Here is a 20,621-nt window from a genome sequence, read left to right as displayed (position 1 = left end):
TCTCCATTCACGTGTGGGTCGGTCGGGGTGCGGGGGTCTCAGGCCGCGATCGCCGTGACGACGATGTTGTCTTCGTACAGCCCGGTCTCGGAGCTGATGGGCCCGCCACAGGTGACGAGTCGGAGCTCCGGAGTTGGCACCGGTGCGTAGATCGATTCGGTGGGGAAGCCGTGCTTCTTGACGCTCTGCTGGCCCGTGACGACGAAGTCGGCGACGGTCCCGTCGCTGAGCGTCACCGAGACCGTGTCGCCGGGTCTCAGCTGCGGGAGGTTGTGGAAGACCGCGGGTGCCGTCTTCGAGTCGACGTGCGCGGCGATCACCGCCGGCCCGATCTGCCCCGGAACGACCCCGTCCTCGTACCAGCCGACGTCGTTGTAGTCGGCCGGTGCTTCGATCCAGCCGTCCGCGCCGCGTCCGAGACCGATGAGGTCGGACTCGATGCCGATCGCGGGAATCGAGACGTGCACCGGGACGGCATCCGACGCCGCCGCAGCCCGCACCGGATCCTGGAGGGCCCCGGCGCTCGAGCTCGATGCCGCGGCCGTCGACGACGACTCGAGCGGGGGGCACCCGGCCAGTGCGTCGTCGGTGAGCATCGCCTCGGCGAGGGCGTTCCAGGCATCGCCGTAGTAGGTCGGCGTCCGGGTCGCGGTGTCCCCCATCCGCGCGAGATCCGCGCGGGCGTCGTCGGCACGGCCGTCCGCGGCGTATGCGGCAGCGCGTGCGGCGTAGGCGACGGGATGCTGATCGGTCGTGACTGCGCCGGCGCCGGAGTCGAGCTCGGCGGGCAGCTGCTCCTCGCCCGGCAGCGCCGCGGCGATCCGCCCGGCGAGGACGGTGTCGGCCGGGTCGCAGGACTCCGCATAACGGATCGACGCGCGTGCCGCGTCGTACCCGTAGCCGGGCTCGCCGGTACCGTCGGCTGCGCCCGCGATGGCCACCGATCCGTCGGTGGCGACCGTCGCCCAGTTCGTGGGAAGGGCGTTCGCATCCAGCAGGGCCTCGGTGGCGGCGTGGCTGCCGTCGGCGAGCTCGTCCCAGCGGGAGTCGTCCGACGCATCCGCCAGGACGGCGTAAGCAGCCGGCGACGCGTACGACGGGTTGTAGGCGTGCGGCGAGGCCGTCGCCCACGTGCCCGGCAGCAGGATCCGGCCGAGATCGGTGGTCGCCGTCATCTCGTCGAGCAGAGCTTCGCCGAGGGCGAGACCGTCGTCCGTCAGGTCATCCCGGCCGAAGGCCTCGCCGGCGAGCACGAGAGCGCGCGCCGCATCGAGATCGGCATCCGATGCCGGCTCGTCGTCGACGACGGAACCGCCCTCCCACCGCCACGCGAGCAGAAGGTCGTCGCGCTGGATGTTCGCGGTGGTCCAGTCCCAGATGTCGTCGAAGCGCGCTTCGTCTCCGGCGACGACGGCGAGCAGCAGACCGTACGCCTGCCCCTCGCTCACCGTGTCGCCGCCCTGGTCGGTGCGCACGACGCGCCCCTCGTCGACGTACGTGTCCAAAAAGGCGTCGGCCGCCGCCGTGGCGCCCTGCTCCGATTCGGCACCATCGGTGACCGGCCCGGAACAGGCGGTGACCGCCAGTGCGACGGCGGCGGCCGAGGCGGCCGCCGCGAGAACTCGCGGCGCCCGCATCAGACGGTTTCCCGCGATCCGCGGCGTCGCACAGCGACGATCGCGATGACGGCTCCGCCCACCAGAGCGCCGGCTCCCAGGGCGATGCCGACCGGTGAGATCTCGTCGCGCGCGGTTCCGCCGCCACCGGTCTCGATGCCGCCGACGGGCATGTCGGCGAGGGTGGCGGAGTCGGTCACGGCCGATGCCGTGAGCGATCCCGCCGCGGTGTCGAGCACGAACAGCGTCGAGACCGATCCGGCGGGCAGATCGACGGCCGCCGACGAGACCTCGTCGGCGCCGGTGAGCTCGAGGTTCCACGATCCCGCCGCGACGGCGGCGTAATCCGTGGCCGACCCGGTCGGCACGTCACGCGCGATCGGTCGACCCTGCGCGGTGTCGACGCTCACAGTCGGCTCGACCGTCGAGGCCTGGATGACGCGCACGCGCGCCTCGCCCGCGGCCGGTGCCGAGAGGTCGTCCTGGAAGACGACCGTCTGCAGGTCGGCGTTGACGCCGTAGGCCGCGACCGTCACGGGGCCGCCGGCGGCGACATCCACGGACTGCTGCACGACCGGCTCCGCGTCGTCCGCGGCATCCGAGGGCACCATCGAGACGACGTACGTGCCCTCCGCGAGCGGGATGTAATCGCTCACCGCGCCGTAGGCGACGTCGTCGAGCTCGTAGACGACGGCGCCGCCGGCGAGCGCGGTCATCTGCACGTCAACGGATTTCGTGTCGGGCGAGAGGTGGGCGACGCGGGCCCACCCGCCCGGCTCCGCAGGTGCGGCGGATGCGGCCGGAGCGACGGCCACGCCGATCGCGAAGGGGATGACCGCAGCGGCGGCGAGCGCCAGACCGCGGATGCCGCGCCGCGACGTGCGAGCGGTGGGGTCGATGTGCGAAGTGTTCCGAATCATGGTGATCCTTTCTTCGGGGTTGAGCCGGGAAGGGTTCCGCCCGGCACGGGGGTCACGCCGCGGGTCGCGGCAGGAGGTCGGCGGGTTCGACGGGAGAGAAGGTCACGACGACCCCGGCATCCCCGCGCTCCACGGACAGCGGAGCGAGAGCGCCGGTGAGCGAGCGGAAGAAGCGGAGCGCGGCATCCGCCCCGGCCCCGTTTCCGCGCGCATCCTCACCGACGAACGAGCTGATGACCAGCTGACGGTGCACACCGGAGGGATCGCCGTCGAGCTGGGCGATGTCGGCGATGTCGACGCGCCCGATCGCCGCGACCTGGGCGAGGCTGAGCAGGATGCGGCCGTCGACGACGCCCGAGGTCATCAGGTCCTGTTCCTCGACCGGCACGCCCACACCGGGGTTGGTCAGCAGCTGCTGTCCGGCGAGCGATCGAGCAGCGTACAGCCCGTCGTCGGCCGCCTGTTCGAGACCGGACTGCTCGCGGTCGATGTAACGGATGTCGACCTGCTGCGCGCCCTCTCCGAAGGAGGCCACGACCACGCTGTTGTCGATCGCCTGACGAACCGTCGGGAACTCGGTCGGGAAGGTGCGCATCGAATCGGTGGTGACGACGTAGTCGTAATCGCGCCATCCATCCGGAGCGAGTGCCTGGACGTCGGAGTCGGTGTCGGCCTTGTAGTACCAGACGACGTCCTCGCGGTTGAAGCCCTCGTCGACGAGATCGACCCACATCGCATCGTCGACGAGGATGCGTGCATCCGCGGCAGCGTTCTCGACCATCCAGGTCTCGGCGTCTCGCAGGGGCCGGTCGAGGTCTGCGAGCAGGAATCCCCGCAGCTGGGTCGTCCACAGCGGGACGGCGGCGACCATCGCCACGACGATCCCGGCGGCGATGCCCGCTCCGCCGACCCGCGACAGCACCGTGTGCCGACCGGTGCGGGAGCGGAGTCGCTCGACGGCGACCTGGCCGATGCCGGCGATCACGATCGCGGCGAACGGCAGCAGCATGATGACGTAGGGCACGGGCAGGTAGCCGCCCCGGAACATGAACGCCGTCAGCGCGAGGAGCGTGATGGCCCACGGGCGCAGGCGCCGCACGAACAGCGCGGCGACGGACGCCGCGAGCGCGGTGATGATGAGCACCGAATCGAGCTGCCACCACATGCCGATGGTTCGCGACATCAGGCTCTCGGGGTCGAGCAGCGATCCGCTGCCCTCGCGGGAGGCCAGCTGGAAGGCCAGCCCCTCGAAGAGGCTGACGCGGCCGGGCCCCGGCATGACCTCGCCCTTGACCAGGGCGAAGGCGACGTATGCGAACCCGAGCAGCGCGAAGACGGCCGCCGACACCGACAGCGTGTATCGCCGTGTCGTGCGGTCGGCGCCACGCCACATGAACCACACCAGCAGCGGAAGGGCCAGCAGGTAGGTCTCCTTCGTGAGCACCGCGATTCCGAAAGCCAGGGCCGCCCCGATGAAGCCGAGCAGCTGCTTGTTGCGGCTCATGCCGAGCAGCAGCGCGCCGAGCAGCCAGGCCGTGGCGATGTTGTCGAGGTACACCTGACGGTGGAACTGCACCGCCAGCGGCGAGAGGAGGAACAGCAGGACGGCGACGGATGCCGCGGCGCGTGCGAAGCCGATGCGCCGGACGACGAACCAGAGCAGGATCGCCGCGATCACCGTTGCGGCGAGCATCGCCTCGCGCGCCGCGATGACCGCGATGTCGTGACGGTCCCACGCTCCGGTCAGCCCGGCGTACCCGGCGATCTGGATCCAGCCGAGCGGCGGGTGGTCGTACCAGTAGGTGTAATGGGTGAGCTCGCCGAGATTGCCGATGGCCCACGCTTGCGCGGTGTACGTGCCTTCGTCGTCGATGCGCTGCGGCGAACCAGCGAGATTGATCGCGTTGACGACGAGCCCCGCGATGAGGGCCGGCACCAGCCACGCGAGGTCGGTCAGGCGCGCACGCCACCGCGAGCGGCGGCGCGTGCCGGCGGAACGGTCGTCCGTCTCGGCGGCGGGCGCGGGCGCAGACGCGGTCGCCTCGGGCGAGCGGTCGAGTGTCGAGGTCACTTGTTCTCCTCCGATGCTGCGGCTGCGACGAGCGCCGGCGATGCGGCTCCGTCGTGTGCGGTCGGGGACGCGGAGGCGTCGCGGTGGGCTCCCGTGTGCTCGGTCTTCTCCCAGCTGCCGTCACCGCGCAGCTGCCGGACGACCGAACGGACAGCGGCCGCGGCGAGGAAGATCTGGTACGGCACGAGGCCGAGGACGAGCTTCACGTAGTCGCGAACGCGCACCTTCTTGGAGTACACCCGGCCGAACTCCGTCAGCCCTGCCGCCTCGACGACGAGCGTCACGATCGTCGGCAGGAGCGGGAGGAAGGTGATGAGGGCGACCGCGGTGGGCACCTTCACCAGCAGGATGAAGGCGATCGAGATCGGGATCAGCACGCCCGTCGCCGCCTGGATGAACGGCATGTTCAGCAGGTAACGGGCGTACATGCGCTGACGGAGGGTGGGCAGCTTCTTCCACTCGCCCTTGCCGAGCACCTGCAGGAAGCCCTGATTCCAGCGCGTGCGCTGCTTGTAGAGCGACATCAGGGTCGGCGGGGTCTCCTCGCGGGTCACGTACTCGGGGTTATAGGCGACGACGACGTTCGCGCCGTCGCTCGAGAGCCGGACCCCGAGCTCGCAGTCCTCGGCCAGGCACTGGTCGTCCCACCCCTGCGACCACTCGAGGCGATCGCGGGTGACGAACACCGTGTTGCCGCCGAGGGGGATGAACTTGGAGCGGGCGTGGAAGTGCAGCCGGGAGCGGAACCAGAAGTAGTACTCCAACACGTTGCGCAGCGACCACCAGCTCGTCTCGAAGTTCATGAGCTGGACACCGCCCTGCACGACGTCCGCGCCGGTCTCCTGGAACTTCGAGTCGACGACGGTCAGCAGGCCGGGGTGCACCTCGTCTTCGGCGTCGAACACGCCCACGACGTCTCCCGTCGCGATGGTGAGCGCTCGGTTCAGGGCCTTGGGCTTGTTCTTGGGCACGCTGTCGTCGACGACGACCTTGATGAGGTGCGGATGCCGAGCGGCGGCCTCGCGCACGACGAGTTCGGTGCCGGGGTCATCGTGACCCACGATGGCGATGATCTCGAAGTCCGGGTGGTCCTGCTGTGCGAGGCGGTCGAGGGTCTGGCCCATGACCTCCTCCTCGTGGCGCCCGGGCACCAGCAGGGTGAAACGGTGCCGCGCGGGCCGGGGCGACGAGCTGAACTGCGTCGCCCGGAGATCTGCCGCGGAACGCCACGCGTGCAGCATCCACCACAGGGTGGTCGCGGCGATCGCGGTGAGGACCAGGGCGAGCAGGATGATCCCGCTGTACCCGATCCACTCCCCGATCGACCAGGCCGACAGTCCGTCGACGGGAGCCGGAACGCCGGACTCGACGGGCGCGGGGACGTCGAGTCCCCCGACGGGCTGCTGCCCCGGAGCCGGGGCGACCGGGGTCAGCAGCGGATCGGGTGTCGGGGCCGGGTCGGGCTGAGTGCTGGCGGGGGCGAGAAGACGGTCGGTAGGGATCACGAGGGACCTCCGGTGTCCAGACGGACGATTCGACGAGCGGAACGCGGGACGCGCAGAGTGCGCGAGCGCGGAGAGAAGACGAGCCATCGATACGCGGCGAATCGGAACGCGGTGCCGAGCACGAGGCCGACGCCGTTGCCCGAGATGTTGTCGGCCAGCTGCGAGGTGAAGCCGAGCACGTAGTGCGAGACGAAGAGGCAGCCGGCGGCGATGAGCAGACCGACGACGTTCACGACGGCGAACAGGACGCCCTCGCGGACGGCGTGAGGCGAACGCTCGCGCCGGAATGTCAGATAGCGGTTGCCCAGCCACGCGAACGCGGTGGCCACCGCCACGCTGACGACTTTCGACCAGATGGGAGAGTCCTGCAGAACAGTCGCGCGCACGGCGTTGTAGACCGCCAGGTCGACCACGAAGGCGAGTCCGCCGACCAGGCCGAAACTGGCGAGCTGCCCGATGAGTCGCGTGCGCAGTCCCACCGGCCGCGCGACATGACCGGAATCCGCTTCGCCAGCGGCTTTCGCCTCCGGCAGTGAAGCCTCCGGTCGCTGTCCCCAACTACTTTTCGTCGCCAAAGTATCGATATCCGTCCCCATGGTCGGTGATCCGAAGCCAGGGAGAGATCGGTTTGGAACGGTCAGGGGGTTCCCAGGCTCACGTAACCTGGTGTTCTTCTCACGACTCGGCCGCAGCACGCGGTGCGCGCCGAGGAGCGTGAGTCGACACGTCGAGACGGAGCAGCGCCACGCCGGGCGCGAAGAATTCGGCGGCCCGCGTCAGCGAGCGTCGTCGAGGATCGCCGCCAGTTCGGCGACGAGTTCCTCATTCACCTGACGTGGACGCCACCGCGAGCGGGTCTGCCACGTCAGTCCGGCTCGGCGAGCGGCGATAGCCTTCGCCGACGACGGATAGGTCGGTGCCATCCGCTGCTCGACGTCGCCGAGCAGGTGCTGAAGCTCGAGTACCTCGCTCGACAGCCCATCGACGGCTGCCCGCTCGCACAGGCGTGCGACGAGGTCGGGGGCGACGTTGACCACCCATCCGGAGAGTCCTGCGACGCCGACCTCGACGGACTCGGCGAGGTTCTCGATGCCCGCATTGAAGACGCGGAGCGGTGTTCCCGATGCCCCGGCCACCCGCGCACCCATGCGATCGACGTCGTGCGTCGTCTCCTTGAAGAACGCCACGCGCCCGGTCGCCGCGAGGGCCGCCACGGTCTCCTCGGACAGCAGCCGGTGGTACGGAATGGGGCATTCGTAGAGGCCGAGCTGCACGTCGGGCAGAGCCGCCCCGATCGCGCCCACCGCATCGACGAGCTTCTCGTCGGGCTCGCCGTCCGCCACGAACGCCGAGGCGATGAGCACGACGATGTCGACGCCGACCTCCGCGAGCTCGCGCGCCTCGGTGATCGCCGCGTCGGTGTCGGTGGCGGAGACGACGGATGCCGCGACCGGCACCCGTCCGGCGGTCGCGTCGACCACGGTTCGTGCCACGGCGACCCGCTCGGTCGAGGTCAGCTCGTACATCTCCCCCGACAGCGCCACCGCGAACAGTCCGTTCGCTCCGGAGGCGATGAGCCACTCGACGTAGGCGGCGAGCGCGTCGTGATCGACGTCGTCGTCGGAGGTGAAGGGGGTGAGCACCACAGGCCAGGCGCCGGTCAGGTCGGTCATGCGGCCTTCTTTCTTCGCGATACGTCGTCGGAAAACGCTTCCCAGCCTACCGACGAGGACGAGGCACAGCCCTGCGGGTCATGACCGAGACGATGAGAACCGTCACCGCGACGATCGTCAGAAGCGCGGCAACGGCCATCACCGCAGCATCAGCGGGGAGCATCGCGCATCCCGCCGACGTGTCCTCGCCGTCGCACCGGCGCCAGGGCTGGAACAGGTAGACGATCGTGATGATCGCTCCGAGAAGAGAGACCGTCGCGCTTGCAGCGATCAGCCGGCCGTGCAGCTTCGCACCCATGGGGAAAATCTATCCAAACCCCCGGGCGGCGGGCGTCTCGACCGAGCGAAGGCTGTGCGGCGACACCTCGCTCCGCCAGATGGGTGAACGCGACCATTCTCCCTGATAATTCTCACGTGCAGTCGGAAGATCAGCTCCTCGAGCGAGCGGCCGCGCTGGCTCGCTCCGGACACATCGGCAGGGCCGCCCACATGCTTCGCGAACGCCTGATTCTCGACCCATACGACTTGTCGCTGAGATCGACACTCGCAGGCATCTATCGTGACGGCGGCCACGCGGACCAAGCGGCGCGATACATGCTCGGGTTCGGCGAGTATGACCCGCAAGCGACCGAAGCGTACCTGCGATGGCTGGCGGCCACCGGAGCGAACGAAGAGCAGCTTCGGCACCTGAGCGTGATCCCGGATGAGATCCCCATCCCCGCTGAAGCCCTCATCCGTCAGAAGCAGATACGAACGGCCGAGATCGTCTCCGACCCATGGGAGGTGATGGGTTGGGTATGCGGCGGCCTCTTCGCGGTATGTGCGGTGGTCACAGTCTTCGTCGTGTACCTGGTCGTGATCTTCGGCGGGGCTTTCGCGCGCACCGTCGCAATCGCGGGCGGTGGAGCTACGGCCGTCGCCGCGACCCTCGCGTCGGCAGGAGTCGGTGTCTCTTGCTGGAGGAACGGCTCCCGCCGGGCTGCACTCGTCTTCGGCGCGATCTCCCTCGTCGCGCTCGCGATCAGCATCACGGCCTTCGCGGCGCTGTCGACCTGATGCTTTCGGGCAGGTCCGTCCGTTCGATGATCGGTCAGTCGGCCTTTTCGGCACGACGTCGCTGCAGCGCGACCAGCAGGGCGACCACCCAGTAGAACACGAGGAGCGGCGAGATGATCGCCAGCACGAGGCGGATCGGATCGACCTCCCCCACGGACCACGAGATCCACAGGATCGACATCACGACCCAGAGCACCGCCTGCATGACGACGACGCCGAACGGGGTCGTGGCGGATGCCGCGGCTATCCTCTCCCACCATTTCTGCACTGCCCGACCGTAACAGGTCGACCCCGTGATCCCGTCGCCACTCAGCCGTCGTTCACGTCCGCGTGATGTCGTGAGAAGCGTGACCGATCACCCGACCGCCCTCGCCGCAGCGCGCGAACGACTCGTCGACGTGAATCGTCGGATCGCGGCGCATCCCCTGAACTCGACCGGGTTCCGACGAGCGCGCGCCCTGGTGGGAACGATGCCCGAGGCCGACCGTACCGAGATCGAATCGGCGCTGCGAGAACAGGGGCTCCCGAGCCTCGGAAAGCAGACGAAGATGTTGGCTGTCGGGGTGACATCGCTCGCGCGACTCAACCGGAAGCGCATCCGACTCGAGAAGCGCGTCGCCGCATTCGGCTGATCATTCGACCTTCGATCTGGCCGCGTCACGCAGCCGGCGTCGATGCAGGCCCGCGCTCGTCGCGACAACACCCCAGCCCAGTGCGAGGCCGAGGGATCCGACGATCAGCGGCAGCCGCCAGGGATTCCACTCCCGAATGACCTCGGCCGTCCAGATGACCGCGAGTACCGTCCACAGGACCGACTGCACCACGGCCAGAGAGAACATCGAACCTGCGTACTTCCGCCCCCAGCGCTCGACGACCCGTCTCATCCCGTGACCGTAACAGGCTCCCCCGCGATCGCGATCCGAATGGGGCGCACCTGGTCCGATACCTGAGCACGTACGGCCGATAGCGGTCTCGGATCACCGGTACCGAAGGACCGCCTCTCGAATGGCATCCGCGTGCGCATAGATGTCGTCGAGGTCCTGGAGCGGATGCCGTGTCTCAGACTTCAACTCATCGAGAAGCCCCAGGTACTTCTGCCGCGAATTGAAGTGCAGCCGCGCAATCGGCTTCCGATTGTTGTCATCCAGAAGCACGGCGAAGTAGCTCTTCGCGTCCCGATGCGTGATGCGATGCGGCTTCGTCTCGCCGCATGCGATGGCCTTCACGATCTGGTATCCCTCAAGTTCCTCGAGGGTCGTCTCGATCTCCGTGTCCCGATCGATGTCATCCTGCGCGGGCGCGATACTCGATATCACTGATGGCGATGCATCCGTCGGAGCGACAGATACTCCTGCGCCGAGAGCGACCTTCAGCCGATCGTTGACGCTCTCCGTGAGGAATTGGCGGGATGCCTTCGTGACGAGCGCGGTGAACTGCTCTCGCACGCGCGCAGTGTACGAGCCCTCATACACCCGCTGAGCGAAAAACTTGATCCATTCATCGCTGGGCTCGCGGAACTGTCCGGCGATCTCGCGCTTCAGAGCCCCGACGTACTTCAGTTCCTCCGCTGCGTTGATGATGGATTCGAGGTCGAAACTCTCCTTGCTGAGTTTCTGCACCTCTGGGATGAGCGTCTCGTCGATGTCGAGCAGATCCAGCACGAGGAACGGCTTGGCATCCATCCGATTCGGCGCATCGAGATCGGTGTAGAACTGCCAAACGACGCCGTTGGTCAGCGCCGCGATGCGCGCGTTCGTCGTGGCGAAGTACCGGAACAGCTGCGAGGCGTGTTCGATTTTCGGCACTCCTGTCGAAGCCTTGCATTCAATCAGGATCTGCACCTCGGCGTCACGCATGATGGCGTAGTCGATCTTCTCGCCCTTTTTGATACCGACGTCAGCCGTGTACTCAGGGACCACCTCGAGCGGGTCGAAAACGTCGTATCCGAGAATCGACGCGATGAACGGCATCACGAAGGCGTTTTTCGTGGCTTCCTCGGTTCCGATCGAAGCAGATTGATTCGACACTTTGCTCGCGAGCGCGGCTATACGGTCTTGAAACTCCACATTTTCCCCCGGAATGTCTGTTTCCCGTGACACTACAAGGCGGGTGCACGCCGCTGCCACTGCAAAGGCGCACTCCGGATCCTTCGATCGAAGGCACTCGTTGATGCGGTGCGGTTTGCCAAGTCGGGCACAATCGTCCCGTACACGCCATGGCTCTGAATAGGGTGTCGGCGTGAACAGACGAATCGCGCGGGCGAAGAATGATCGACTGATCGCTGGAGTGTGCGGAGGCGTGGCCCGTCAGCTCGGAGTGTCCGCCACCGCGGTCCGCATCGCAACGGTCGTCGCCGGCTTCGTCTCGCTAGGCGCGGCCGCCGGTTGTTACATCGCTCTGTGGATCGCGCTGCCTCGCGAGTGAGAGGAGCCTCGAGCCAGGCCCGTGCCAGTAGTGGCGAGAACCACGCGCCCAGGGAACTCGCCTGCCTACGTGGATCATGGTCGACTTCCGCGCGCATCGAGGAGCGGCGCGGCGCTCATGCTGAACACACCGTCACCCGCTCTCGCACTCCCCTTGGCCGCGCTACTGATTGCTTCTGCAGCGCGGTTGACGCCGAGAGAGAAGCAGCCGGTTCGGTCGATTCACGATCGCGCCGTCAACGGCGTCGTCGCATCCGCAACGGCTCTGCTGGCCCTCTACCTGCTGACCGGACCTGGCACTCAGGAGGGCCTCCTGCGGAAGCTGCGCTTCAGCATCCCGCCAACCCTCGGCCTCGTCGCCGTCATCGCACTGACCGCGCTGCGCCCGCTGCGCGTTGGGCGAAGTTGCGGGAGAAGCACTGCCGTCCCGAGGCTGGGCCACCCCGAGGCCATGGTGGCTCGTCCTCGCGCTCGCCGTGGTTTCTGCCGTTACGGTTGCTCTAGTGCCTGGCTTTATCTCGACGGCAGCTGAGATGGCCATCACCGCGTCTACAAGACAGCAGCTCCGCGCTCTGGAGCGATGTGGCCGACGCCGAGGAGACGGATGGTGCAGGTGATCGCGTCGTCGACGCCGAGCGTCTCGAGCACACGCAACTTAGAAGATAGGCGCGGATCCAGCTCGCCGCCACTCGTCGACTCGGCCATCTCAAACGATCGCTAAGTACGGGTGGACATCCCCGCTCGGCCCGCCACGGTCTCCTGGGACAGTCCGAGAGCCAGTCGCTTCGCGCGAATCTCGTCACCCAGCGCCGACAGCTGCGCCCGACGCCCGGGCTCATCCCCTCCGGCGTTCATGATCCGCCGCCTCCGCTCTCGCCTGCAGACGGTCCAGGCGCCACGTCGGCACGCTCGTCATCCCGCCGCCGAGGATGGCGAGCAGCGCGCCCGTGTGCGACATCGTGTGCGTCACCCGGGTGACGGGGCCGCGCGGAAGGAGGTCCCACTCCCCCGTCTCGACGCTCCCGCCGACGTCGACCCGCCAGACGATGCGCGCAGTGCTCGACTGCACATAGGTCAGACGCGCCCGCCCCGGCGCGCGGAGCGTCACCGCGTAGGGATGATCGACGCGCGCGACCGTGTCTCCGGTGCCCGTCGCCGTGAGCGCGGGATTCCACTCAGCCAACTCCGAGATGTTCAGGATGATCGCTGCGATCGCCTCGGGGTGAGCGGCGATGTCTCGCTCGGCGCGGTACGTCTTCATGTCGTGACCCTTTCGTGTGGTGATTCCGGGGGAAGGCGACGTCGACGATCTGTGAGATGCACGCCGGCGTGAGGGTGTCGGGCTGCAGCCCGTCGATGTGGAGGACGCGGACATTTCCGGCGCGTCCGAGACGCGGGGTGAGCACGGCGGCTCGGCGTGCCCCCGCATCGCTCCGATGAAGTGCCAGCTGCTCGCCGATGAACTCCTGCGCGGGGATGGCGATCGCATCCGGCATCCAGTCCAGCGCTGCGATCCGCAGGGTCAGGACGCCGCGATCCTCGAGCACGACGAACCGCGACAGCGCCGCGCGATCCGCGACCTCTTCGTCGGACAGGTCGACCTCGACGGCCGTCTCGGACTGGATGACGAGGATGGGCTCCCCCGTCGCGACGGCCCGCACGATCGCGCGCCGTTCGGACGGGGAGGGCCAGATCGCATCCAGGATCCACGTCGCATGACCGACCCGACGCCAGCGGAGCCGCTTCGCCCCCTCGAGGACGACGCGCGCGCCGACGACCGTCGATGGCCGCGCCGTCACGAGAGCACCTCGGGACTCGGCGACGGCCCGGCAGGCGCCCGGTCTCGTGCGGCTCGTTCCGGTCGCGATGCGCTCATCTCGGTCAGCGCTGCCGACATCCAATCCCGCGCCGCCACCGCCAACAGGTGGGCGCGCACCGACGCGGGCCGCTCGTCGGCCACCACGAGCGGGCACCCGACGCGGACGTCGATGCGCGCGCGCCGGAAGCGCCTCGCCCCGGCGGGGAGGACGCGCTCCGCACCCGTGATCGCCACGGGCACGAGCGGCACCCGCGCGTCGGCGGCGAACCGGAACGCTCCCGACGTGAACGACCCGAGACGCTCGGGCTGTCGGCTTCGCGTTCCCTCCGGGTAGACCACGAGCACGCCGTCCCGCCGCAGCACCGCCCGAACCTCACGGACCGTCCGCACCGATGGGCTGTCGCGGTCGACGGGAATGCCCTGCCACGCTGTCGCCCAAGCACGCCCGATCGGATGCCGGAAGCTCTCGCTCTTGGTGAGGAACCACGGAGCGTCGGGACGTATCCGGCGAAGGGTGCGCATCAGGACGAAGTGATCGAGATAGCTCGTGTGGTTGGCGACGACGACGACGGGGCCACCGGCGGGAATCCGATCGGTTCCCGTCACCGAGGAGAGGTTCCGTCGGACGGGCGGGTCGAACACCGCGCGGCCGATCACCCGCAGCAGGGGTGCCGACATCATCGCCGACCCGCCTCATCGCGCAGGTGCTCTCGCAGCAGCTCGATGCTGGACATGACCAGTCCGTGACGGCGGGCGAAGCGAGCCAGCCCGTCACGGCGCAGCATCCGACCATCGTCTCCGACGATCTCGACGATGACGGCCGCGGGCCGCAGACCGGCCAGGCGCGCCAGGTCGACCGATGCCTCGGTGTGCCCCGCTCGCTCGAGCGTGCCGCCGGAACGCGCGACCAGGGGGAACATGTGCCCCGGCGATCGCAGATCATCGGGCTCGCCGTCGAGGACCAGCTCGATCGTGCGGGCGCGTTCGTGCGCCGAGATCCCGGTCGTCACCCCGCGATGCGGCGCTCCGTCGACGCTGACGGTGAAGGCAGTGGCGTGGAAATCGGCATTGCTGGCGACCATGGCCGTGAGGCCGAGCGCCGCGGCGCGGTCGGCCGTGATCGACACGCAGACGAGGCCGCGTCCGTGGGTGATCATGAAGTTGACCGCCTCGGGCGTCGCGTGCTGCGCTGCGACGACGAGGTCTCCCTCGTTCTCGCGGGATTCGTCGTCGACCAGGACGACGATCTCCCCTCTCGCCACAGCGTCGATGACGTCGACCGTCCGAGCGAGAGGGACCGCCTCGTCCTCTTGCGACGGTCGCGTTGATGTCGTCATGATGTCTCCTTCGGATCTTACGACATGACATGACGTGCCATGCATTGACGCGATACTCGTCCTCGAATGTTGTCGTGTCAAGCCAGATCCGGCAGGATGACGGGCGGGTGTCGCGCCACCGAGTGCCGGTTCGAACGCCTGCTAGCATCGTCGTCAATCGTTCGACCACCCTCGATCCGTGTTGATCGCGGCACACCGCTGCGGAGTCAGGAGTCCCCATCGCCATGGTCGAGGCATCCGCCGCCGAACTCCGCTACGCGATCCTCGCCGCTCAGCGCGAAGGCAATCGGCAGCTCGCACTGCAGCTGCGACCGCTCGACATCACCCCGTCGCAAGCCGAGGTGATCACCGTCCTCGGCGAGCACGGGCCACTCACCCTGAAGGGGCTGGGCGAGCTGCTGGTCTGCGAGACGGGCAGCCCGAGCCGGCTCGTCGACTCGCTGGTCAAGCGAGGCATCGCCCACCGCGCGGACAACCCGATGGACCGTCGAGAAGTCCTGATCCAACTGACAAAGGAGGGTCGCCGGCTGCGCCCTCGGATCGAGCAGGCGGAGGCCGCCATCCACGACGCGCTCGACGAGGCGTTCGCGAGCGACGTGCGCACCGAGATGGTGCAACGGATTCATGCGTTCCTGTCGGAAAGCAATTCCGGCGCCGCCCTGGCACGTCGGTTCCCCCGCCGGTAGCGTCGAGCCGCATGGACGACGACGCAGGCCCGGCCCGCAGATGACGATCTATCACCGTCCGCTTCTGGCCGCTCCTACGATCCGGGACCGACACGGTGCGCCGATTCCGTTCGGCCGGAGGTGGGGCCAGGACGGGCCGCCCGAGTCGAGCTACTCGGTGACGTCGCACCGCCAGCGTTTCGCGGCGCTCCACGTCGTCGCCGACGCACTGATCGCGCATCTCATCCGCACGTACGTCGTGATCGCGGAGGATGTCGCCGCCGATCTGCAGCCGTTCGGGAACTCTCCCCGCATCCTGCGTTCGATCTCGCTGACCCCCGCCGGTGGCCGTGGGGCGCCCCTGCTGTTCGGGTTCAGCGACTTCCCCGGCATCCGGCTGCGTTCGGGAGCTCTCGGCGACGCCGCCTTCCCTGCCTGCGGATGCGATGCGTGCGATGAGACGTGGAGCGACCAGGCCGATCGGCTCGAGCGCGAGGTTCTCGCGGTCGCCGGCGGCACGCTGGACGAACGCGTCACGGACCGCCGTGTGAGCATCGCGTATACCTACCCCGACGGCTCGTCCGCTTCCGAGGGGAGCGTCGAGGACTACTCGGCTGCCGACCTCGAGCGCGCCCGCGGCCTGCTGGCGGCGGCACCCGGCGGCTGGGAGCCCTGGCCCCGGCGCTGAGCGGCGTTTCTGCCGTGCGCGTCCCACTTTCTGCTGTTCTCGGGCGCTGAAAGCGGCAGAAAGTGGGACATGAGCCGCTGAAAGCGGGACACGCACGCGGGGGCAGCCCGGCGCCCGCGCGCGGGCGGGCAGGCGGATCAGGTGATGGGGACGGCGTGGCCGGTGACGCGGATGCCGCCGGCCTCCGAAATGTCGACGGTCAGCAGCCCCGGCCGGCCGACGTGAGCCCCCTGCTCGATGACGATCCGGACGGGCGCATCGACGGCGCCGACCTCCCGCAGATAGGCCCCGAATGCGGCGGCCGCGGATCCGGTCGCGGGATCCTCGGTGATCCGTCCGACCGGGAACAGGTTCCGCGCCGCGAAACGGTCGGATGCCGTTCGGTGCACGACCGTGATCGTCGCCGGCCAGCCCCGTTCGTCCATCAACAGCCGCACCGCATCCGGGTCGAACCGGAATCGGTCGAAGACCGCGCGATCCGCGAGCGCGATGACGGGATGCGGGTTGCCCGCGTTCGCCAGCCTCGGCGGCAGGTCGGGGTCGAGGACGCCGTCGTGGAGACCGAGCAGATCGAGGATCTCGGCGAGCGCGTCGTCGTCGAGCGGTGCGACCGACGGCGGAACGCTCCTGAAGGCGGCTCGTCCGCCCGTCTCGTCACGAGAGACGTCGATGTGGACCGGTCCGACGGGCGTCGCGAAGCGGAGCACACCCGCGTCGACCTGACCGCGGTCGGCGAGCGCGACGGCCGTCGCGACGGTCGCGTGCCCGCAGAACGGCACCTCGGCGATCGGCGAGAAGTACCGGATCGCGATCGAGCCGTCATCGGCTCGTCCCGTGACGAACGCCGTCTCGGCGTAGTCGACCTCAGCGGCGATCTGCTGCATGCGAGCATCATCGAGGCCGCCCGCATCGAGCACGACCCCCGCGGGGTTGCCTCCGTCCGGCCGCGTGGTGAATGCCGCGTAGCGGAGGATCTCCGGCGCCGTCACGACGCGCTCTGCCGAATGGTCATGTGCTCATCCTCTCGCTCCGAGCCCTGATCGTGCGTGCAGAACTCCGGCAAGAATCGCACCGGCGGACGCCCGCGGCTGACGAAACCGGTTCCGGCGCGAAAATCGCCGGAGTTCTGCACACGCACCCTGGGAAGCGCCGGCGCGTCGCCGCTCAGCCGGACGAACCCGACGGTCGGCAACCCACAGCAGGAACGAGCCGCGCACGACCCGTCCTTCCTCCTTCATGTCCCAGTTTCTGCTGCTCGGACAGGGCCGGAACAGCAGAAAGTGGGACACCCGCCGCAGAAAGTGGGACACGCGCCGCGGCGGCGCCGCGGGTCAGGCGAGCATGCGGTCGGCGGTCCGGAGCGCCAGCGCCATCTGCGTGAGGCCCGGATTCGCGGACAGCGCGCTGGGGAAGGTCGAGTTGTCGCAGATCCACATGTTCGGGATGTCGTGCGATCGACCGTCCGGATCCACGACGCCGTCAGCCGGGTCGATGCTCATACGGCACGTCCCGATCGTGTGCGCCGTGCGGGCGAGCACGCGGGTCTCGCGCGCACCGGCGGCGTCGAGGATGCGGGTCATCACACCGACCGCGTGATCGTCGATCGCCTTCTCGTTCTCGCCCTGCGAGAAGCTGATCTCCGCTCGCGGGATGCCCCACTCGTCCGTCTCGTCCGACAGCAGCAGACGATTGCCCTCGGCCGGCAGGCACTCGCCGTTGATGCCGATACCCGCGGAGTACTGCCACGCGTCGAGCGCGTCCATGAGGTCCTCGCCCCAGAGCCCCCCGCCGCGGACGAGAGAGGTCGCGTACGTCAGCGGCATGACGCCGAGACTCTGGATGAGGTAGCCGCCGACGAAGTCGGCACCGTCCGGGCGCACGAAGTCCTCCGTGATCGCCGCGGACGGGTACCCGCGGTAGCCGCGGATCGACTCGTCGAATCGGCCCCACACCTGCACCGCCCCGTGGGCGAGGAAATTCCGGCCCACCTGGCCGCTCGAATTAGCGAGTCCCGTGTTCAGCAGCAGCCGCGGGGTCTCGATCCCGCCGCCCGCGAGCACGAGCGTCTCACAGCGCTGGCGGCGCTCGACCCCCTCGTGCAGGTAGACGACGCCGGTGACGCGGCCGGCGGCATCCCGCTCGATCGCCGTCACCATCGAATCGGGCCGGATCTCGGCGCCGTGCGCGACGGCGACCGGCAGGTACGTGATCGCCGTGGTCGCCTTGTAGCCGAACCGATCGCCCTGGTGGATGCCGCCGACGTCGATGCTCGCGCGCCGCGTTCCGTAGTGCGGCTGCTCGCGGTCGCGCGTGATGATCGCCGCGGGGCTGTCGGTGGCACGGATGCCGAGACGTTCGCACCCGGCGATCACGAGATCGGCGGGGGCGTTCCGACGCGCCGGACCGTCGAGGTACTCGCGTTCGGGGTCCCACGGGTAGGGCATCGGACCGCTGACGCCGATCGTCCGCTCGACCTCGGTGATGTAGCGGATCAGCTCGTCGTAGTCGATCGGCCAGTCCCGGCCCTCGCCGGTCTCGGTCCGCAAGGCGAGGTCGCGGCGGTCGGGGCGCGGGGTGAAGGCACCCCAGTGCAGCGTGCCGCCGCCGACGCCCCAGCCGCTGTTGTTCGGGCCGAACGCCGTCGGCGCGTCGCCTCCGCTGAACCGGTCCGACATCCAGTTGATCCGCGTCGCCTCGCGCTCGTCGGGCGTGAACTGGTCGAGCTCGAAGTTCGGCCCCGCCTCCAGCGCGATGACGCGGAGGCCTCGCTCGGCCAGACGGCTGAGCAGCGGGCCGCCACCGGCGCCGGTTCCGACCACGACGACGTCGACGACCTCGTCGAGGCCGTACGTCCGCATGCCGTCGAGGTTCATCGGTCCTGTCCTTCCGCCACGAGCCGGCCGAGTTCGACCGGCTCCCATTCCTCCCGCTCGCCGGCGGCGAGCACGCGGTAGCCCGCGGGCGTCGCGCCCGTTCCTCCGGTGGCGAACCCGCTGTAGCCGACGCGAGCCAGCGACGCGGGATGCGACATCCACAGACGCGCGAGATCGTTCCGAAGGTCCTCGAACCAGAGCGCCAGCTGCCCCGGAGTAAGGACGTCGCCGCCCGGGACCGTCTCGTCGAGGATGCCGCGGATCACCGAGTCCTCCGCCGCATGGTCTGCGGCGTGACCCGTCACGCGACCGTCACCCGTATCGACCGCCGGCCATACCGCGCCCAGCGCGTCGAGGCCGGCGCGGTACGCCTCGACGTCGGTGCTCATCCCGGTGGGACGCCACCCGTCGCTCTCGCCGGCGACGATCATGCGGTCGGCCCGGGCGCCCAGGTCGATGACCGGGCCGTCGCCCTGGGGCACCAACCGCGCCGCGACGCGCCGCAGCAACGCGAGCTGCGCGTCGTCGAGTCCCTCGGGCCGGTAGTCGGGGTCGTCGGCGAGCGCGCGACGCGCGAGGGTCGCACGGACGGCGACGTCGGTCCGATCGGAGGCGATGATCCGCGCCCAGGCCGCGGGCACGCGCGGGGCGCGGGCGGCGACCTCCCCGGCGAAGCTCGCGATGTCGGCGGTCGCGGCATCCGCGTCTTCTGCGGCGACGACGCGGACGGGGACCTCGGACTCGATGATCGATGTGGGCGCCGACGTCGTCTCGGAGTGGCCGAGGACGACCACGGCGGCGAGGCCGAAGAGTCCCGGCTCACCGTCGAGGATGCGCTCGCACGCGGCGGCGACGGCTGGCGCTTCACTCGAAGCGGCCACCAGCAGGAAGGGATCGAAGACGCCGGCGTCGCGGATGGCCGACAGAACACCGTCGACCTCCGCCGTCGACACGCGCTCGAAGCGGACGGAGTCATCGGCTCGGGCGGACGCGCTCGGGGCAGCGAGCATCGCGGCGGCCTCCGGAAGTGCGAAGACCGTGGAGGGGGAGTCGCTCACGGAGTGACCATGCCCCCGTTGACGTTGAGGGTCTCGCCCGAGACGTAGCTCGACTCCGCGGACGCGAGGAAGACGAACGCCGGCGCGATCTCCGCGGGCTGCCCGGCGCGCTGGTACGTGCTCTCGTCGTCGAACGCCGCCATCTGCTCGTCCGAGACGCCGTCGCTGACCTGGAGCGCCGACCACGTGGGGCCGGGGGCGACGACGTTCACCCGGATGCCGCGGGGCGCCAACTGCTGGGCGAGCCCCTTCGAGAAGTTGTTGATCGCGGCCTTCGTCGCGGCGTAGTCGAGCCGATCGGGCGCAGGCTTGTAGGCCTCGAGCGACGCGGTGTTGATGATGGCCGCCCCGGCGGGCAGGTGAGGCAGCGCGGCTTTGGTGATCCAGAAGTTGGCGAAGACGTTGGTGTGGAAGGTCGCGGCGAACTGCTCGTCGGAGAGGTCCTCGAGCCTTCCGACGGCGATCTGCTTGCCGGCGTTGTTGACGAGGATGTCGAGCCCGCCGAGGAAGGCGACCGCCTCGTCGACGAGTTCACGGCAGCGATCCGCGCTCCGGATGTCGGCGGCGATGGCGTGCCCGCGCACCCCGGCATCGGCGATCAGCGCCAGAATCCGGTCGGCGTCGCGCTGCTCGTCGGGCAGGTGCACGATCACGACGTCCGCCCCCTCGCGAGCGAAGGCGATCGCGGCGGCGCCGCCGATGCCCGAATCGCCGCCCGTGATGAGGGCCTTGCGCCCGAACAGTCGTCCCGTGCCCCGGTAGCTCTCCTCGCCGAGATCCGGCACCGGCTGCATGTCGGCCTGTACGCCCGGCTCGGGCTGGTGCTGCACCGGCGGCTCGACCCGCTCGTATCGGGTCACCGGGTTGTCGAAACTGTACTGATCGCGCTGGTCCACGGGCTCACGGTAGGTCGCGCC

23 protein-coding genes are annotated in these 20,621 nt (G+C 69.2%); 5 read left to right on the top strand and 18 right to left on the bottom strand.

Annotated features, from left to right (window positions below):
* Positions 1-38: 38 nt before the first annotated feature.
* The 7 genes from F6B42_RS12685 to F6B42_RS12655 all read right to left on the bottom strand — a co-directional run bounded on the left by F6B42_RS12685 (position 39) and on the right by F6B42_RS12655 (position 8,083).
* On the bottom strand, positions 39-1,637 hold the full coding sequence (locus F6B42_RS12685; RefSeq protein ID WP_150420044.1) for a class F sortase: 1,599 nt from the start codon (positions 1,635-1,637) through the stop codon (positions 39-41).
* On the bottom strand, positions 1,637-2,536 hold the full coding sequence (locus tag F6B42_RS12680) for a DUF4397 domain-containing protein (protein WP_150420043.1): 900 nt from the start codon (positions 2,534-2,536) through the stop codon (positions 1,637-1,639). The genes F6B42_RS12685 and F6B42_RS12680 overlap by 1 nt, the downstream gene beginning before the upstream one ends.
* A 52-nt stretch (positions 2,537-2,588) precedes the next feature.
* Complete coding sequence (locus F6B42_RS12675; protein ID WP_150420042.1) at positions 2,589-4,607, bottom strand: ArnT family glycosyltransferase; 2,019 nt, start codon at positions 4,605-4,607, stop codon at positions 2,589-2,591.
* The gene (locus F6B42_RS12670) at positions 4,604-6,112 is read right to left on the bottom strand and encodes a glycosyltransferase (protein ID WP_223878490.1); all 1,509 of its coding nucleotides are present in this window, start codon (positions 6,110-6,112) and stop codon (positions 4,604-4,606) included. The genes F6B42_RS12675 and F6B42_RS12670 overlap by 4 nt, the downstream gene beginning before the upstream one ends.
* Positions 6,109-6,591: a GtrA family protein gene (locus F6B42_RS12665; protein ID WP_223878489.1), complete on the bottom strand. Its 483-nt coding sequence runs from the start codon at positions 6,589-6,591 to the stop codon at positions 6,109-6,111. The genes F6B42_RS12670 and F6B42_RS12665 overlap by 4 nt, the downstream gene beginning before the upstream one ends.
* Positions 6,592-6,888: 297 nt before the next feature.
* Positions 6,889-7,785 carry a dihydrodipicolinate synthase family protein gene (locus tag F6B42_RS12660; RefSeq protein ID WP_150420039.1) on the bottom strand — a complete coding sequence of 299 codons (897 nt, stop codon included), beginning with the start codon at positions 7,783-7,785 and terminating at the stop codon, positions 6,889-6,891.
* Positions 7,786-7,831: 46 nt separating this feature from the next.
* Entirely contained in the window at positions 7,832-8,083 is a 252-nt protein-coding gene (locus F6B42_RS12655; protein ID WP_150420038.1) for a hypothetical protein, read from the bottom strand.
* A 116-nt stretch (positions 8,084-8,199) separates the two neighbouring features.
* On the opposite strand from F6B42_RS12655, the gene F6B42_RS12650 reads away from it, so the two are divergent.
* Positions 8,200-8,841 (top strand): hypothetical protein, encoded by a 642-nt coding sequence (locus F6B42_RS12650; protein ID WP_191089356.1) that lies wholly within the window; start codon positions 8,200-8,202, stop codon positions 8,839-8,841.
* A gap of 34 nt (positions 8,842-8,875) precedes the next feature.
* Here the strand turns inward: F6B42_RS12650 and F6B42_RS12645 are convergent, their stop codons facing one another.
* Positions 8,876-9,109 carry a hypothetical protein gene (locus F6B42_RS12645; RefSeq protein ID WP_150420036.1) on the bottom strand — a complete coding sequence of 78 codons (234 nt, stop codon included), beginning with the start codon at positions 9,107-9,109 and terminating at the stop codon, positions 8,876-8,878.
* A gap of 79 nt (positions 9,110-9,188) precedes the next feature.
* On the opposite strand from F6B42_RS12645, the gene F6B42_RS12640 reads away from it, so the two are divergent.
* Positions 9,189-9,473, top strand: a complete 285-nt coding sequence (locus F6B42_RS12640) for a hypothetical protein (RefSeq protein WP_150420035.1) — start codon at positions 9,189-9,191, stop codon at positions 9,471-9,473.
* On the opposite strand, the gene F6B42_RS12635 is transcribed toward F6B42_RS12640, so the two are convergent.
* Both F6B42_RS12635 and F6B42_RS12630 read right to left on the bottom strand, forming a co-directional pair.
* A complete protein-coding gene (locus F6B42_RS12635; RefSeq protein ID WP_150420034.1) occupies positions 9,474-9,725 on the bottom strand; it encodes a hypothetical protein in 252 nt (83 codons plus the stop codon).
* Between the two features lie 93 nt (positions 9,726-9,818).
* The gene (locus F6B42_RS12630) at positions 9,819-10,907 is read right to left on the bottom strand and encodes a type I restriction enzyme HsdR N-terminal domain-containing protein (RefSeq protein ID WP_150420033.1); all 1,089 of its coding nucleotides are present in this window, start codon (positions 10,905-10,907) and stop codon (positions 9,819-9,821) included.
* Between the two features lie 172 nt (positions 10,908-11,079).
* On the opposite strand from F6B42_RS12630, the gene F6B42_RS15150 reads away from it, so the two are divergent.
* Complete coding sequence (locus tag F6B42_RS15150) at positions 11,080-11,265, top strand: PspC domain-containing protein (protein ID WP_150420032.1); 186 nt, start codon at positions 11,080-11,082, stop codon at positions 11,263-11,265.
* Positions 11,266-12,099: 834 nt separating this feature from the next.
* On the opposite strand, the gene F6B42_RS12620 is transcribed toward F6B42_RS15150, so the two are convergent.
* Genes F6B42_RS12620 through ribB form a run of 4 tightly spaced genes read right to left on the bottom strand, consistent with a single transcriptional unit; the run spans position 12,100 to position 14,420 of the window.
* Positions 12,100-12,525, bottom strand: coding sequence for an SRPBCC family protein (locus F6B42_RS12620; RefSeq protein ID WP_191089355.1), 426 nt, complete (start codon positions 12,523-12,525; stop codon positions 12,100-12,102).
* Positions 12,440-13,063, bottom strand: coding sequence for a hypothetical protein (locus F6B42_RS14825; protein WP_191089354.1), 624 nt, complete (start codon positions 13,061-13,063; stop codon positions 12,440-12,442). Before F6B42_RS14825 ends, F6B42_RS12620 begins: the two co-directional genes overlap by 86 nt.
* Positions 13,060-13,764 (bottom strand): lysophospholipid acyltransferase family protein, encoded by a 705-nt coding sequence (locus F6B42_RS12615; RefSeq protein ID WP_150420030.1) that lies wholly within the window; start codon positions 13,762-13,764, stop codon positions 13,060-13,062. Before F6B42_RS12615 ends, F6B42_RS14825 begins: the two co-directional genes overlap by 4 nt.
* Complete coding sequence (gene ribB, locus F6B42_RS12610; protein ID WP_150420029.1) at positions 13,761-14,420, bottom strand: 3,4-dihydroxy-2-butanone-4-phosphate synthase; 660 nt, start codon at positions 14,418-14,420, stop codon at positions 13,761-13,763. The genes F6B42_RS12615 and ribB overlap by 4 nt, the downstream gene beginning before the upstream one ends.
* 224 nt (positions 14,421-14,644) lie before the next feature.
* Here ribB and F6B42_RS12605 point away from each other — a divergent pair, with 224 nt between their 5' ends.
* On the top strand, positions 14,645-15,106 hold the full coding sequence (locus tag F6B42_RS12605) for a MarR family transcriptional regulator (RefSeq protein ID WP_150420028.1): 462 nt from the start codon (positions 14,645-14,647) through the stop codon (positions 15,104-15,106).
* Positions 15,045-15,773: a DUF6226 family protein gene (locus F6B42_RS12600; protein ID WP_317983677.1), complete on the top strand. Its 729-nt coding sequence runs from the start codon at positions 15,045-15,047 to the stop codon at positions 15,771-15,773. The genes F6B42_RS12605 and F6B42_RS12600 overlap by 62 nt, the downstream gene beginning before the upstream one ends.
* Before the next feature lie 137 nt (positions 15,774-15,910).
* On the opposite strand, the gene F6B42_RS12595 is transcribed toward F6B42_RS12600, so the two are convergent.
* The 4 genes from F6B42_RS12595 to F6B42_RS12580 form a co-directional block, all read right to left on the bottom strand.
* Positions 15,911-16,762 (bottom strand): PhzF family phenazine biosynthesis protein, encoded by an 852-nt coding sequence (locus F6B42_RS12595; RefSeq protein ID WP_150420026.1) that lies wholly within the window; start codon positions 16,760-16,762, stop codon positions 15,911-15,913.
* A gap of 342 nt (positions 16,763-17,104) precedes the next feature.
* Positions 17,105-18,646: a GMC family oxidoreductase gene (locus tag F6B42_RS12590; protein WP_150420025.1), complete on the bottom strand. Its 1,542-nt coding sequence runs from the start codon at positions 18,644-18,646 to the stop codon at positions 17,105-17,107.
* Positions 18,643-19,704, bottom strand: coding sequence for a gluconate 2-dehydrogenase subunit 3 family protein (locus tag F6B42_RS12585; RefSeq protein ID WP_150420024.1), 1,062 nt, complete (start codon positions 19,702-19,704; stop codon positions 18,643-18,645). The genes F6B42_RS12590 and F6B42_RS12585 overlap by 4 nt, the downstream gene beginning before the upstream one ends.
* On the bottom strand, positions 19,701-20,600 hold the full coding sequence (locus F6B42_RS12580; protein ID WP_150420023.1) for an SDR family oxidoreductase: 900 nt from the start codon (positions 20,598-20,600) through the stop codon (positions 19,701-19,703). Before F6B42_RS12580 ends, F6B42_RS12585 begins: the two co-directional genes overlap by 4 nt.
* Positions 20,601-20,621: the final 21 nt, after the last annotated feature.

The organism is Microbacterium radiodurans (genome assembly GCF_008710705.1).
Lineage (GTDB): Bacteria > Actinomycetota > Actinomycetes > Actinomycetales > Microbacteriaceae > Microbacterium > Microbacterium radiodurans.
Note: the sequence above shows the minus strand (reverse complement) of the source record. Positions and strands in the feature narration are given on the sequence as shown.

Bases quoted from the DNA above. Each gene is read 5' to 3' on its own strand.
- F6B42_RS12685 (WP_150420044.1), bottom strand. From the start codon at position 1,637: ATGCGGGCGCCGCGAGTTCTCGCGGCGGCCGCCTCGGCCGCCGCCGTC.
- F6B42_RS12680 (WP_150420043.1), bottom strand. From the start codon at position 2,536: ATGATTCGGAACACTTCGCACATCGACCCCACCGCTCGCACGTCGCGG.
- F6B42_RS12660 (WP_150420039.1), bottom strand. From the start codon at position 7,785: ATGACCGACCTGACCGGCGCCTGGCCTGTGGTGCTCACCCCCTTCACC.
- F6B42_RS12655 (WP_150420038.1), bottom strand. From the start codon at position 8,083: ATGGGTGCGAAGCTGCACGGCCGGCTGATCGCTGCAAGCGCGACGGTC.
- F6B42_RS12635 (WP_150420034.1), bottom strand. From the start codon at position 9,725: ATGAGACGGGTCGTCGAGCGCTGGGGGCGGAAGTACGCAGGTTCGATG.
- F6B42_RS12620 (WP_191089355.1), bottom strand. From the start codon at position 12,525: ATGAAGACGTACCGCGCCGAGCGAGACATCGCCGCTCACCCCGAGGCG.
- F6B42_RS12615 (WP_150420030.1), bottom strand. From the start codon at position 13,764: ATGATGTCGGCACCCCTGCTGCGGGTGATCGGCCGCGCGGTGTTCGAC.
- ribB (WP_150420029.1), bottom strand. From the start codon at position 14,420: ATGACGACATCAACGCGACCGTCGCAAGAGGACGAGGCGGTCCCTCTC.
- F6B42_RS12605 (WP_150420028.1), top strand. From the start codon at position 14,645: ATGGTCGAGGCATCCGCCGCCGAACTCCGCTACGCGATCCTCGCCGCT.
- F6B42_RS12600 (WP_317983677.1), top strand. From the start codon at position 15,045: ATGCGTTCCTGTCGGAAAGCAATTCCGGCGCCGCCCTGGCACGTCGGT.
- F6B42_RS12590 (WP_150420025.1), bottom strand. From the start codon at position 18,646: ATGAACCTCGACGGCATGCGGACGTACGGCCTCGACGAGGTCGTCGAC.